Below are 13,885 nucleotides of genomic sequence, written 5' to 3'. Positions count from 1 at the left end.
GAACAGTGATGTTCTTTTTGTGTTAAAAGGGAATAAAAAAACTGGTATTGATTATTCATCAATACCAGAAAGTATAGAACCGATTTTTTACACTTTCTGACAAAAGAAAAGAAGCCAACCGATCCCCGACAGATCAGTTGACTTCTTTTTTTGTTTATTTCAGAAAGAAGTTTTAGGAGTGATTTTTTAGGACTCTTTCTGAAGAGTTGCAACTATAGTAATGACATAATCTTGTTAATAATCGCCCCGACAGCAATTAATAATACATATGCTAAAACCAATTGAGTTACAGCTTTTATAACCAAAGGATAAGTCTGCGTTTTGACTTGCACCTTCAGATAAGGTTGAAACTTATCCCAAATCGAGGGATATAGTAGTAACACTAACAGCGTAACGTAAGGTACTACTTGTAATAAAGCTAATATAGGGATTAACAAGAATGATAAAGCCCAACTAGCTTTAAATAAACTCAATGCATTAGTTTTTCCAATGTGGTAAACCAACGTATGACGGCCATTTTTTATATCTGATTCTATATCACAAATGTTATTACACAATTGAGCGGCAAAGATTGCAAATGTATTTGGCAAGCAAATAATTATAATATCAATTACCGAGCTAGAATCAAGATTTCCGGTTCCAACTAGTCCCAAGTAGGAATAGATTAAAGGAATCAGAATGGATATGGCAACAGCCACCACTGCTTCTCCAAACATAGTTGAATCGAGTGGTTTGGGACCTCCTGAGTACAATAACCCAATACCGATACTGATGACCCCGATCACCAAAATCGGCCATCCGGTTCTATATACCAGGAAAGCACCAAGTAATAATGGAAAAATGGTCAAACCGTACATCCATTTTTTGACTATTGCCAGTGATTCACGATTAATACCAATGGTACTTATTTTTTGACGATAACTAATATCTTTGGAATTTCTATAATCCATATAATTATTATGAAAATTAATAATTATATGAATAAATATAACCGTGATGAATCCAAGGATTCCGTCAATAAAATCAAAGGTACCAAATTTTAAATATGAATAACTTATAACGAGAACAAACCAGGCAATATCGAGAACTGTAGTTTTTAATTCTGATAGTTCAACAAATAGTTTTCGATTCAAGTTACACTACCTTACATTTCTTCCGGTGCTTTGACACCTAATAGGTTCAATGACTCTTGAAGAACTGTTGTAACTGACTTAACAAGAGCTAGTCTTGCCTTTAAACTGTCATCTTCATTAAGAATCTTGCTGTGTGCGTAATATTGATTAAAACTCTTAGCAAGCTTCAATGAATACTTAGCAATTACAGATGGTTCATAGATACGGCCAGCACGCTTGATAACTTCTGGGAACTCTTGAAGTAGCTTAATTGTATCCCATGCTTCAGGGTCGTCTAGTGACAAATCGTCTGCATCAGCATAATCAACATTGCCGGCTTTTCTTAGAATACTCAAAGCACGTGCATTCGTGTATTGGACATAAGGACCTGTTTCTCCTTCAAAACGAACAACTTCTTCAAGATTGAAGTCAAAACTGTCACGTCTCTCATTCTTAAGGTCATGGAAGACTACCGCACCAACACCAACTGCTTCAGCAACTTCATCTTTATTCTTAAGATCTGGATTCTTTTCATTGATTTGTTTCTTAGCTAAATCAACAGCATCTTGTAAAACATCTTCTAGTAAGATAACTCTACCTTTACGTGTTGAAAGCTTCTTACCACCTGTTGTGATAAGTCCAAATTCAATATGCGTAATATCATCTGACCAAGCATAGCCCATTTTCTTCAATACAAGCTTAAGCTTCTTGAAATGTTCACTTTGTTCACTACCAACAACATAAAGTGACTTAACAAAATCAAATGTGTCTTTACGATACTTAGCAGCAGCTAAATCACGAGTGATGTACAATGTAGCACCATCAGTCTTCTTAATCAAGGCAGGTGATAAATCATGATCTGAAAGATCAACGATTTCAGCACCACGACTTTCTTGTAATAATCCTTTTTCTCTTAATGTATCAACGATGGCATCCATCTTATCATTGTAGAATGATTCTCCAGTATAATGATCAAATGTAACACCTAAACGGTCATAAATACGATTGAATTCCTTAAGTGATAGTTCTTTGAACCATGACCATAACTTAAGAGCTTCTTCGTCACCATCTTCCATCTTCTTGAACCAAGCACGTGCTTCATCATCAAGTTCTGGCTTGTCTTCTGCCTCTTTATGGAAACGTACGTAATACTTCAATAGATTATTGATAGGATCAGCTTCAACATCCTTTTCTGAACCCCACATCTTATATCCAACAATCAACTTACCAAATTGTGTTCCCCAATCACCCAAGTGATTGATCTTTACTGGTTGATAATTTAATTTCTTTTCGATCTTTGCAACTGAATTACCAATAACTGTTGAACGTAAATGACCCATTGACATTGGTTTAGCGATATTAGGTGAAGACATATCGATAGGAACGTTTCTACCTTTACCTTCATCTTGATCACCGTAGTTGTCTTTATCATTGATAACAGTGTGTAAAACATTGTTTGAAAATTCACTCTTATCCAAGAAGAAGTTAATATATGCACCCGTATTAACGACCTTTTCAAATCCAGTTTGATCAATTTTTCCAACTAAATCTTCAGCAATCATATTTGGAGCTTTATGTAATGACTTTGCTAAAATGAATGTCGGAAATGCATAATCACCCAAATCTGATGTTTTAGGCTTTTCGATTAATTTTTGTACTTGTTCCTCTGTAATTTCAGCAGGTAAAACTTTAAGCAATGTATCAACTACTAATTTCTTTGAATCCATATTTTCCTCCTCTGGATAAAAAAAACGCCTCTTTCAATAAACTACTTTATTGAAAGAGACGAGATTTCCCGCGGTACCACTCTAATTGATTAATATCCACTCATTAATTGACTTATTTAGTTTTAAAGAAAGTGCGACTTAATCATCGAATCGATCAGCTCTCACCAATACCTGATCTCGCTTAGAATCTACCGACTAATTATTCCTTCTTTTGCACAAATATGATAGCACATTATTTTCACAATAACAATACTTATTTGTGAATAACAGTTCCCTTGTTTCCAGCGATAATTTCCTTAACATCTTCAAGAGCACCGATAACAGCTGGCTTACCAGTTGCATTTACGAAGCTAACAGCTGCCTTAACCTTAGGCATCATGCTACCCTTAGCAAATTCATTACGATCGATGTGTTCTTGTACTTCGTCAGATGTAACATCGAAAATTTCTTTTTGGTTAGGTTTACCAAAGTTGTAGAATACACCACCAACTGATGTAAGGATGATCAACTTATCAGCATTAACAAGTTGAGCAATCTTTGATGCACCGAAGTCTTTATCAATAACGGCTTCCTTACCAATTAATTGGTCTCCGTCTTTAACAACAGGGATACCACCACCACCAGCAACGATAGGAATTACGCCAGCTTCAGCGATAGCCTTGATTGCTGGATATTCATTGATTTCAACAGGCTTTGGTGATGGAACAACACGTCTGTATCCACGGCCGGCATCTTCAATAATGCTCCAGTCTGGGTGATCTTTTTTAAGTTGTTCTACTTCTTCCTCCTTGTAGAAAGGACCAATTGGCTTTGAAGGATCGCCAAAGGCAGGATCATTTTTGTCAACAATCGTTTGTGTAATCAATGTAACAACTTGCTTATCAATACCGTTCTTAAGCATAACTTCCTTCATAGCATTTTGGAACCAGTAACCAATACTACCTTCTGTCATAGCGCCACATGTATCAAGTGGAAGTGCAGGGTTCTTTTCGCTGTCAGCAGCAGCTTGTTGTAATAACAAGTTACCTACTTGTGGGCCATTTCCGTGAGTTATGATCAATTCTTGACCATTCTTAACGAATTCAACTAGTGATTCGCAAGTCTTCTTAACAGCTGCTTGTTGTGCTTCAGCACTTGCATCTGAACTTAAAATAGCATTTCCACCTAATGCAACTACTATACGTTCTTTTGTCATTATAAAATCTCTCCTCAAAAATTAATTGATTTTTTATGATAGAGCTTCCGCTCTTAATTCTTTTCTAGGTAATCTCCTAAAACTTCCAAACCCTTTTTAAGTGTTTCAGTTGGAGCACAGTAACCTAATCTAGCATGACCTGGAACATCAAAGGCCTCACCAGGTACTAACAGTACACCGGTATCCTTTAATAAATCGCGACAGAAGTCGATGCTAGACTTCTTTGTATCCATCTTAATAAATGATGTTGATACTCCATTAGGAAAGACGCAACTGACCTTAGGAGTGCGTTCAACCCATTCCTTAAATATCTTCAAATTATCAAGTACGATCTTCTTGTTACGTACAAGAACCTTATCTCTATTTTGTAATACAAGACAAGCTGCCTGATCACTGAAAACACCTGAACAAATCATCGTATAATCACGATATTTTCTAAATAAATCAGCTAATTCAGCATTAGTTGCTGTCCAGCCAACACGAATTCCAGGCATTGAATATGTCTTAGATAAAGAATTAGTTGAAATACCCTTATCGTACAAATCAATAATTGGTGCAAAGTTAACTGAATCATCGAATGGAAGATAAACTTCATCCACGAGTACATACGCACCGACAGTTTTAGCAACTTCAACAACTTGTTCCATAAACTTACGATCCAAAATCGTACCAGTTGGATTGTTAGCATTATTGATACAAATCATCTTGGTGTTTGGACGAATCATCTTCTTCAAATCTTCAATATCTGGATACCAATTATCTTCTTCATGTAGTTTCCAAAAACTAACATCAGCACCTAGTGACTTCGGGATGTCATAAAGTTGTTGATAACTTGGATAAACACTGATTACGTGATCTCCTGGCTCAATTAAAGAATAGATAGCCAACATATTGGCACCAGTAGCACCATTCGTTTGTAAAATATTATCAGGATCAACATTCTTGTATAATTTACTTACTTCTTTTTTAAAGGTTGGTGATCCTTCAATCCAACCATAATTCATTTTTTGCTGATCTAATTCACCATAAACATCTGAACCAGCTAACTTAACCAATTCATTCATGGAAAATGATGTAATAGTACTTTGAGCTAAATCATACTTAGCCTCACGTTCATGAACGTTTAGCCAACCTTCAACTCCAAATTCAGGTATTTTCATTCTTTACACTCTCCTAAATTGAAACTTTTCCAGTTGCAACCATAACAATACTTGCCACCGCAAAGATAACAAGAAGAATTGAATAAATAACTTCGGCTTTAGTTAACTTTCCACCATCAATATTAAATTCTTTTTTAGCTTTGTAATAGAAGTAAATTCCAGGAATATATCCAATACATACAAGCATTAAGAAATGAACACCTGCCAAAATAATTGCAAAAATCTGGAAGGCAGATGCAAAAATACCGATCCACATTTGTTTCATATCTTTATTTTGATATGAGAACTTAACTTGGAACAAACCAACAAAGATATAACAAACAACAATAGCAGCAGTACATAGTGATAGCGCAAAATTATAAGCTTCTTGTGAGAATAATAGAATGAATAGGAATATTTGGATAAGTGCTGCAGTTAATACAAGTGAAAATGTAGGAGCACCATTCTTATTCTTCTTACCAAAGTATGAAGGTAATAACTTTTCTTCAGCCATCAACATTGTTGTATCAGCTGGTAACATTGTCCATGATAACCATGAACCTAAAATAGCTATAATCAAACCAACAGCGATAAAGATACCGCCCCATTTACCGACCATATCTTCAAAGATATAAAGCATAGCTGGTTGATTAATTTTAGCCAAAGCATTTTGTGACATATAACCGTATGGTAAAACTGATGCCAAAACGTAAATAACTAACAAACTGATAATACCAATAATAGTTGCTTTACCAGCATCTTTCTTACTCTCGGCACGTGATGAAAGCATACTTGCACCTTCAACACCAACGAAGACCCACATCATGATCATTAGACATGATTTGAATTGATCCCATCCGTTACTACCGCCAGCTACACCAGAAGCAACATTGCTCCAGAAGTGAGCTGTGAACATTCCGCCTTTGAATACGAAAATTGCTACAACGATAAATGCGAATAGTGGAATCAATTTGCAAATAGTAATAATTGTATTCATAGCCGCAGCTGATTCAACACCACGGTTAACAATATAAGTCAAAATCCAAGAAACAATACTTGCAACAATTATTGATGGAACATTTTGTCCACCAGCGAAAACTTTGAAGAAATATCCTAATGAACTCATCAAAACTGTAGCAAAGGCAACGTTTCCTAGCCAGGCACTTAACCAATATCCCCAACCACTTACGAATCCGGCAAAATTACCGAATCCTGCTTGAGCATATGCATGAATACCTTCAGATTCAGGCTTTTTTAACAATAAATTATTTAATGACATTGCCAGCATTAAAATTCCGAAACCAACTACGATCCAAGCTAGCAACACAGGACCAGGTGCGGCCCCTCCGGCTAGAGAACTAGTTAGTGTAAATACACCGGAACCAATTGAACTAGTAACTACGGCAGCTGTAAGAGCGCCTAGTGATAATCCTTTTTTTTCTTCCATAATATACATTCTCTCTAATTTTTAGAATTGGAATAGGAGTTCACAAAGCATGTCAACTGCACTTACCGTTATAATCATCTTTTCATAGCATGAAACAATGATTAATCTCGGCAATGATCCGTGACTAGTTACTTTGTTTCACTCTATATTAATTGGGATAGAGAAACGAGTCCTCTCTTCCCCCCTGTGTTTTAAAGCAAAAAAGAGCCAACCCATTAGATTAGCTCTTCTTCAATAACTAATTAAACCTTAGGAATGAACAAGTTACCTAGAGTTGCTGCCATAATGGCTTTGATGGAGTGCATTCTGTTTTCTGCTTCCTCAAATTGACGAGCATACTTACTTCTGAATACTTCATCAGTTACTTCCATTTCTGTTAAACCATACTTAGCGTTGATATCTTTACCATATTGAGTAGTGATATCATGGAAAGCTGGTAAGCAGTGCATAAAGATTACTTGATCATCTGGTAATCCAGTCTTCTTCATCATATCCATGTTTACTTGATATGGTTTTAGAAGTTTGATTCTTTCGTCCCATTGACTTTCTTCACCCATTGATACCCATACGTCAGTATAGATAACATTTGAGCCTTTAACGCCTTCGTCGACATCGTCTGTAATCAAGAACTTGCTTCCTGATTTGTCAGCATATCCTTGAGCAGCCTTAACAACTTCGTCGTCTGGGAATAATTCTTTAGGAGCAACAATGTGGATATTTACACCAAGCATTGAACCTGTAACTAACAAACTGTTAGCCATGTTGTTACGTCCATCACCAACGAATGTTAATGTCTTACCTTGAAGTGAACCAAATGTTTCCTTCATAGTCATGAAATCAGCAATCATTTGTGTTGGGTGCCATTCATCAGTCAAACCATTCCAAACAGGAACGCCTGAATATTTAGCAAGATCCTCAACAACTTGTTGGCTGAATCCTCTAAATTCGATTCCGTCAAACATACTACCAAGAACGATAGCTGTATCTTCAACACTTTCTTTTTTACCTAGTTGAATATCGTTAGCACCCAAGAATTCAGGATGTGCACCTAAGTCAATTGCAGCTGTAGTAAATGCTGAACGTGTACGTGTTGAGTTCTTTTCGAATAGAAGTGCAATATTCTTGCCTTCTAGATATTTGTGAGGAATACCCTTCTTCTTAAGAGCCTTCAAGTGAATACTGAAGTCGATCAAGTATTCTAGTTCAGCTGGTGTAAAGTATTTTTCTGCTAAAAGGCTTCTGCCTTGAAATACTGATGTTTCTTTTCCTTGATAATCCAAATTAGTGTCCTCCTAAACTGCATGAGGTTTGCAGTCTAATATTAAGTTTTTAATTTAAGCTATTATTTTAGATCTTCACGAACTAATGGCATACTCATGCAACGAGGGCCCCCACGACCACGTGATAATTCACTTGATATTGTCTCCAATACCTTCAAGCCGTGTTGTCTTAGCATTTGATTTGATACGTAGTTTCTATCATATGTAACAACGACACCAGGTGCAATTGCTAATGTGTTAGAACCATCATTCCATTGTTCTCTAGGAGCAACGATTGGATCACCGTTACCTGTTGGGATCAAGTCTAGGTCATCAAGACCAAGAGCATTCTTTAGAACAGCCTTTAGATCTTGGTTATGTTCCATAGTTAGGTCGCCATCTTTACCTGGATGAATTGTCCATGTATCGATCTTGCCACCTTCACCAAGAATACCTGGATGAACTGTAAATTGATCTGTATTGATCATTGTAAATACAGTATCCAAATGCATCATTGCGTGGTTATGTGGAATTGAAATAGCAATAACTGTATCAAAGCCACTGTTTTCATTAAACAAGTTTCTAGCAATATCTTGAATAGCAGTTGCTGATGTTCTTTGTGAAACACCAATTGCTAATACGTGATTGCTCAATACAAGTTCATCTCCACCTTCAATACGGTGTGTGTGGTTTCTATCACGCCATACGTGCAAGCCTTTATTAGCAAAACGTGGATGATGTGCAATGATTGTTTCCATAAACATTGATTCACGTTGTCTAGCGGCAAATGTCATATGGTTGATACTTAATCCGTCACCGATTGAAGCAGCAGGGTCACGTGTAAAGTATGCATTAGGCATTGGATCCAAGAAGAATGGATAATCTGGGTCTTCAGCAGCACTAACTAAATCTGTCGGGGTAAAGTCGATTTCGTTTCTGCGAACACCTGCGAATAATTTATTAACCATTGCTTGTGTATCAAGACTCATCAAGTATTCCTTTAATGCGTCATGATCAGCACCTACTGCGTAACCAGATTCTGCAAGCATTTTATCAAGAAATGCACCTTTTACATTTCCAGCGTCAATAGCTTCAGCTGCCAAGTTTTCTAGATATAGAACTTCCGTTCCATTATCACGTAAAATTTGGGCAAAATGATCATGCTCTTTTTGAGCAATTGGCAAATATGGGATGTCATCGAACAATAGTCGGGGCATTGTATCGGGTGTAATGTTTTCAACTTCCTCTGCAGGACGCTTCAACATAACAACATCTAGTTTGCCAATTTCAGATGTAACATGAATTGGTTTAGTCATAAAAAATCACTCCTTATTTGTATTCCGTTACCAGTACTCACAATATAATACTAAGATTAACTTTGCAAGCGATTTCACAACTTTTTCATTTATTTTTTTATTTTCTAATATTTCACCCTCTCCCTAAGTGGCGCCAACAGTGACAACGATTGCATAAAATTAGAAAGTACTTAAAACAGATTTAATTTTTATTATTTACAAAACAAACAGCAAAATTTTATAAACGTTTTCAGAAATAATTATTTTTTGTAAAAAAATGCCATAACGTATGCTGTTTTAATAAAAAAAGGAACCTTTCGAAAATTCGAAAGATTCCTTTATTTTTTGTTATTAATTAATTTATCACGTAGAACGAATACTTCTCCTAAGATGTTGCCGCCAATCGAACCAATTAATGATCCTAGTCTAGTTTGAAATTTAAACATGTTTAACCGCCCTCTCAGAAACATTTTATGCAATACCATATGTCTTTTACATCTTATCGAGTATTTTAACTGAAAGCAAATTTAACGCACAAAATAAGAAAAAAAAAGGACAACCTCCTAAGAGATTGCCTTTAAAACGTTAATTAGTTCTTTGTAACGTTTGTAGCTTGTGGTCCACGATCGCTATCTTCTACATCGAAAGTAACGTGTTGGCCTTCGTCCAATGTCTTGAAACCGTCGCCTTGGATAGCTGAGAAATGTACGAATACATCACTACCATCTTCGCGAGTAATAAAACCAAATCCCTTATCTGCATTAAACCATTTAACTGTTCCGTTTTCCATTATGAATGAAACCTCCGCGCTGTGCGCAATTTATTTTTGCATTTAAAGTAAAGCTCAGAAATTCATTCATGAATGTGAAATGAAACCTACACTTAACTACTAACACAATGCATTAACTATACGTCATAAACTCGATAATAGCAATCATTATCTACTAAAAAAATAAAAAAATAAAAAAATGATCGTTAAAAACCAATTAATATCAGCCATTACGATCATTTTTATAAATCACTTATTTAGCGTTCTTTTGAACTTCTTTTACAGCATCTTTGTGGCTACCTTGATATAATTTCCACTTTTTGCCGTCAGGAGATTTGATTGTTGTTTTGCCAACCTTAACAAAGTTCCATTCAAAATCTGGTTCAGCAATAATTCTAAAACCATCGATCTTGAATTTCTTAGCATTCTTCTTGTTCATAACAAGCTTTGCCTTTTGGAAGTTAGTAATTGTCTTCTTTGAGCCATCTTTATTTACACGAACGTATTGAACCTTCTTATTATCTTTTCCGGTAAAGAAAGTAACATATTCATTCTTATTATTCTTACTTACACCGACATAGTCATGACCCTTAATTTCTGCTTTTGTAATCTTATCAGCAGAATATTGTTGAGTTTGACTTGTGCTTGAATTTGAACAACCAGTTGCTACGGTTGCAACACCCATTAGCGAAACAGTTGCTAATAATGTAACTAGTGCTTTTTTCATATTCCAATCTCCTTGAAAAACTTTTCTTATAATACTAACATCCTTGATTCTATGGTAATCACAATTAAAAATCAATTTATATCGCAGGTTTATGTAATAAATTTAAGTAATTTTTATCATTCTGTAATATTTTGTTGTATAATTGGTAGTTGTTGATAATATTAGTGATGCGAACTTAGTTTAATGGTAAAATGCCAGCTTCCCAAGCTAGTGTCGCGAGTTCGATTCTCGTAGTTCGCTTTAAATAAAAGATATAACCTAAAAAATGCGATTGCCAAATTTAAATTGGTAATCATATTTTTTTGTAAAATTCTATATAAGTCAGTAAAAAAATAGTCCACAAGTGGTAATAACTACCACCTGTGGACCATTTATATAATCAAGAATCACTTACAAATATGAAATATACATCAATATTGGAAACGTGACCACTATCAATCCGATATAAAACTATATTTAATTTTTTATCATATTTTCAAACGGAACAAACAGTTAGTTTTAATACTCAACTGTTACACTTGGACTTTTAGGAGTTAAACTTTGAATCTTGCCATCTATCTTGAAGTATCCATCTGTTAATTCTTTTAACTTCTCGATTGCTTAATCAGCACGCTTAGCTTGATCGGCATTAATTGATTCAATAACCATCACAGCATTTTTAGTATCTTCAGTCAACATTGTTCTTTGAGCTTCCCGCCAATTTAGACAACGGCAAATAGCGCCTTCATTATCATAATAAATAATCTCACCCTCAAGAGCCGGTGAATCTTCATCAGCACCAAGCGGCTTGAATGATTCTCCACCCTTAGCCATTCCTAGGTGCAAATCTCCATCCATCTTTTCGAGGTCTTCACCACCACATGGAGAGGCAAATTCCAGAGAAACGCTGTTATAGATGTCCACAAGCGGATTAATAGGTGAAAATTCTTTTCCTTGATCTACACGTTTTAATAAGGCCTCAATAGAAGATCGTGCACCTTTCTTAGTCTTAAATTTACGTAGAGCTTCGCGCCATTCGTCCACTGCCGGGTTCAATCTAAATGTATCTTCCTTCAAAAATTTATGAGCTTCTTTTGAAGCATCTTTTAACAATCCAGCAAAATATGGATCATCCTTTTCATTAACTGAATTGTCAATTTTATTCAATGTTAAAATATTTATTTTTCCTTCTGGAAATAGATTCCAAAATTCTTTATCTACAATTACTTGTTTATTCAAAATAATTTTTCCCTCCAAAAAAATTTAATAATCTCGCTTATGTCCTGATTTTACATATTCCCAATCATTAGAAATATTAGTTTCTACTTTGAGTAATAAATCAAATAGTTGCTCTTGCTCAGTATCTGATAATCCCCTAAGCGCTACTGAATTGGAATATTCGTTTTCTCTAGCAATAAAGGGATATACTCTTTTCCCTTTATAAGTAGGAAAAAGAAGCCTTATTTTTTTATTAGTAGCATCACTGCGGCGCTCAATCATCCCGTTCTTTTCTAACTTTTGGACAGCACGAGCGGCAGTTGTTTTATCCACCTTAATAAGATTTGCAAGTTGCTCTAAAATTATTCCCGGATTTTCACAGATTCTCACTAAATACAAATACTGTCCTCGAGTCAGATCAACTTCTTTGAACTCAATATTACTAATAGAATCTAATGCCCTGGCAATTACACCAATTGGCCTTAAAATATCACTCAACTGCTCACCTCCAATTCCTTTTAAAATAAATATATGTATTCTAAAATATTTTAGTTGCAAATGCAACATCATTCTAAAATAAAAAGCGTAAATTTAATCTACGCTTAATTAAGTTTCATATTCAAAACATAATCAGTTTGATCCGCATCACCCATATGAAAAATATGCGAACTGACCTTTTTAAACCCCATGCTAGTGTAAAAATTCAATGCACGGTTATTGTGTTCCCAGACTCCCAAACAAATACTAGTACGATGTTTATCACGTGCCTCGCTAACTGCCTTATCAAATAACATTTCACCAAAACCATGACGATAATATTCTTTCAATACATAGATTCGTTGTAGCTCCATATTTCCCTTTTCAGCATCGTAACCTAAAGTGTTCTTACCAAAGTTCAATTTTAGATAAGCTACTGGCTTATCATTAAATCTCAAAAAATAAAACTTCGAATCAGGATCCTGTAATTCATCCCTCAAAATACTAATACTATAAGATCGTTCAAGATATTCCTCAATATGCTCATCAGTATTATATGGCCCGAAAGTTTCAGTGAAGGTCTGTTTACTAATTTTTTGTAATTCTTTTAAGTCGTCAATATTACATTTTTGTATTTTAATATCTTCCATAGTTCGCCCACCATTTACTTATTAACTAAATACTAGCATAAGATAAAAAAAGAGATTGAAAGTTTTTATCCTTCAATCTCCAATTAATTTACGTTTAACAGACTTTCAATTAAGCTTTTTGAAGTTTGCCAACAGCTTCTTCGATTGTCTTACCGTTAGCAAAAACATTTGTATTGTTTTTTTCATAAACGGTAAACAATTGAGTATCTGTATTTAAAGTTACTTGATATTTCATCTTGCTTACCTCCTCTAATAGTTATTAGTTCTTAATATTAACCGTTTTCATAAATTTGTCAAATATTTTGTGTTATTTTCGGTAAAACAGTTTCAAAAATATAAAAATAACAAGCCGTATGGTTCTTTAAGACAATAATCCACTATCTTGGAAACGAATGTAAGTGTAATAATTAACAATTATAAGCTTTTGATCATTTTCATTTTGATGATATCTACATAAAAAATATTTATCAAATTTTTTATATGGATAGCAAATCTGATATTTCAATTTTCAAGATATTCTCTCGACGTGACTAATATTTGCTATACTTGCCTTAAAGACAGTCGAAAAGGGGCAAGTATTATGAAATTAGATATTAACTTGATCAATGGTGAATCTATCACAGTCACAGATGATACTTATATTGCGGCATGGAAATCATCATCATCACGATTTAGTGACGACGGCGATAATTACTACTTGGAAAGTATCTTCGAAGGAAAATTTGAAGATGGAAAAGTTACAGACGAAGACGAAATAACTAAAATTGAGGGATTAATAGGAGCTGCTGATTGGTTCATAATTGGTAAGGATAGTACAAAAACTTATAAATCCACAGCTGTTCTTAGTATTAGTAGAGATTAAAAAAAATCGCATCGGCGTTATGCCAATGC

The 13,885-nt window shown here is 34.9% G+C and carries 13 protein-coding genes, 1 tRNA gene and 1 pseudogene; 2 read left to right on the top strand and 13 right to left on the bottom strand.

Features of this window, described 5'->3' with window-relative positions; all coding sequences use genetic code 11:
• Window positions 1-212: 212 nt before the first annotated feature.
• From EKM79_RS08415 to EKM79_RS08375, 9 genes are all read right to left on the bottom strand, one after another.
• The gene (locus EKM79_RS08415; RefSeq protein WP_125567818.1) at window positions 213-1,133 is read right to left on the bottom strand and encodes a prenyltransferase; all 921 of its coding nucleotides are present in this window, start codon (window positions 1,131-1,133) and stop codon (window positions 213-215) included.
• Window positions 1,134-1,144: 11 nt separating this feature from the next.
• Entirely contained in the window at window positions 1,145-2,839 is a 1,695-nt protein-coding gene (gene argS / locus EKM79_RS08410; protein WP_125567816.1) for an arginine--tRNA ligase, read from the bottom strand.
• Window positions 2,840-3,092: 253 nt separating this feature from the next.
• Complete coding sequence (gene arcC / locus EKM79_RS08405) at window positions 3,093-4,034, bottom strand: carbamate kinase (protein WP_125567814.1); 942 nt, start codon at window positions 4,032-4,034, stop codon at window positions 3,093-3,095.
• A gap of 53 nt (window positions 4,035-4,087) precedes the next feature.
• The gene (locus EKM79_RS08400; RefSeq protein WP_125567812.1) at window positions 4,088-5,194 is read right to left on the bottom strand and encodes an aminotransferase; all 1,107 of its coding nucleotides are present in this window, start codon (window positions 5,192-5,194) and stop codon (window positions 4,088-4,090) included.
• 13 nt (window positions 5,195-5,207) lie between these two features.
• Window positions 5,208-6,620: an arginine-ornithine antiporter gene (arcD, locus tag EKM79_RS08395; RefSeq protein ID WP_125567810.1), complete on the bottom strand. Its 1,413-nt coding sequence runs from the start codon at window positions 6,618-6,620 to the stop codon at window positions 5,208-5,210.
• Window positions 6,621-6,862: 242 nt separating this feature from the next.
• Entirely contained in the window at window positions 6,863-7,900 is a 1,038-nt protein-coding gene (argF, locus tag EKM79_RS08390; protein ID WP_125567808.1) for an ornithine carbamoyltransferase, read from the bottom strand.
• A gap of 62 nt (window positions 7,901-7,962) precedes the next feature.
• Window positions 7,963-9,195 carry an arginine deiminase gene (arcA, locus tag EKM79_RS08385; protein ID WP_125567806.1) on the bottom strand — a complete coding sequence of 411 codons (1,233 nt, stop codon included), beginning with the start codon at window positions 9,193-9,195 and terminating at the stop codon, window positions 7,963-7,965.
• Between the two features lie 568 nt (window positions 9,196-9,763).
• Entirely contained in the window at window positions 9,764-9,964 is a 201-nt protein-coding gene (locus EKM79_RS08380; RefSeq protein ID WP_025024889.1) for a cold-shock protein, read from the bottom strand.
• Window positions 9,965-10,196: 232 nt separating this feature from the next.
• Complete coding sequence (locus EKM79_RS08375; RefSeq protein ID WP_125567804.1) at window positions 10,197-10,670, bottom strand: hypothetical protein; 474 nt, start codon at window positions 10,668-10,670, stop codon at window positions 10,197-10,199.
• A 169-nt stretch (window positions 10,671-10,839) separates the two neighbouring features.
• On the opposite strand from EKM79_RS08375, the gene EKM79_RS08370 reads away from it, so the two are divergent.
• A tRNA-Gly gene (locus EKM79_RS08370) sits at window positions 10,840-10,910 on the top strand.
• A gap of 258 nt (window positions 10,911-11,168) precedes the next feature.
• Here EKM79_RS08370 and EKM79_RS08365 read toward each other — a convergent pair.
• The 4 genes and pseudogenes from EKM79_RS08365 to EKM79_RS12485 all read right to left on the bottom strand — a co-directional run bounded on the left by EKM79_RS08365 (window position 11,169) and on the right by EKM79_RS12485 (window position 13,229).
• Window positions 11,169-11,888, bottom strand: a pseudogene (locus tag EKM79_RS08365) (B3/B4 domain-containing protein).
• Window positions 11,889-11,912: 24 nt separating this feature from the next.
• Complete coding sequence (locus EKM79_RS08360; RefSeq protein ID WP_125567802.1) at window positions 11,913-12,365, bottom strand: MarR family winged helix-turn-helix transcriptional regulator; 453 nt, start codon at window positions 12,363-12,365, stop codon at window positions 11,913-11,915.
• Between the two features lie 104 nt (window positions 12,366-12,469).
• On the bottom strand, window positions 12,470-12,994 hold the full coding sequence (locus tag EKM79_RS08355; protein ID WP_125567800.1) for a GNAT family N-acetyltransferase: 525 nt from the start codon (window positions 12,992-12,994) through the stop codon (window positions 12,470-12,472).
• 109 nt (window positions 12,995-13,103) lie between these two features.
• Window positions 13,104-13,229 carry a hypothetical protein gene (locus EKM79_RS12485; RefSeq protein WP_263854119.1) on the bottom strand — a complete coding sequence of 42 codons (126 nt, stop codon included), beginning with the start codon at window positions 13,227-13,229 and terminating at the stop codon, window positions 13,104-13,106.
• Window positions 13,230-13,574: 345 nt separating this feature from the next.
• On the opposite strand from EKM79_RS12485, the gene EKM79_RS08350 reads away from it, so the two are divergent.
• Complete coding sequence (locus EKM79_RS08350) at window positions 13,575-13,856, top strand: hypothetical protein (RefSeq protein WP_125567798.1); 282 nt, start codon at window positions 13,575-13,577, stop codon at window positions 13,854-13,856.
• Window positions 13,857-13,885 lie beyond the last annotated feature (29 nt).

Origin of the sequence: Companilactobacillus insicii, from assembly GCF_003946015.1 — a bacterium.
GTDB lineage: Bacteria > Bacillota > Bacilli > Lactobacillales > Lactobacillaceae > Companilactobacillus > Companilactobacillus insicii.
The sequence above is the reverse complement of the archived record's forward strand: the minus strand, read 5'-3'. Positions and strand labels throughout refer to the sequence as shown.

What these genes read in the sequence shown, in the direction of transcription:
- argS (WP_125567816.1), bottom strand. Translation starts at nt 2,839, where the DNA reads ATGGATTCAAAGAAATTAGTAGTTGATACATTGCTTAAAGTTTTACCT.
- arcC (WP_125567814.1), bottom strand. Translation starts at nt 4,034, where the DNA reads ATGACAAAAGAACGTATAGTAGTTGCATTAGGTGGAAATGCTATTTTA.
- EKM79_RS08400 (WP_125567812.1), bottom strand. Translation starts at nt 5,194, where the DNA reads ATGAAAATACCTGAATTTGGAGTTGAAGGTTGGCTAAACGTTCATGAA.
- arcD (WP_125567810.1), bottom strand. Translation starts at nt 6,620, where the DNA reads ATGGAAGAAAAAAAAGGATTATCACTAGGCGCTCTTACAGCTGCCGTA.
- arcA (WP_125567806.1), bottom strand. Translation starts at nt 9,195, where the DNA reads ATGACTAAACCAATTCATGTTACATCTGAAATTGGCAAACTAGATGTT.
- EKM79_RS08380 (WP_025024889.1), bottom strand. Translation starts at nt 9,964, where the DNA reads ATGGAAAACGGAACAGTTAAATGGTTTAATGCAGATAAGGGATTTGGT.
- EKM79_RS08375 (WP_125567804.1), bottom strand. Translation starts at nt 10,670, where the DNA reads ATGAAAAAAGCACTAGTTACATTATTAGCAACTGTTTCGCTAATGGGT.
- EKM79_RS08355 (WP_125567800.1), bottom strand. Translation starts at nt 12,994, where the DNA reads ATGGAAGATATTAAAATACAAAAATGTAATATTGACGACTTAAAAGAA.
- EKM79_RS12485 (WP_263854119.1), bottom strand. Translation starts at nt 13,229, where the DNA reads ATGAAATATCAAGTAACTTTAAATACAGATACTCAATTGTTTACCGTT.
- EKM79_RS08350 (WP_125567798.1), top strand. Translation starts at nt 13,575, where the DNA reads ATGAAATTAGATATTAACTTGATCAATGGTGAATCTATCACAGTCACA.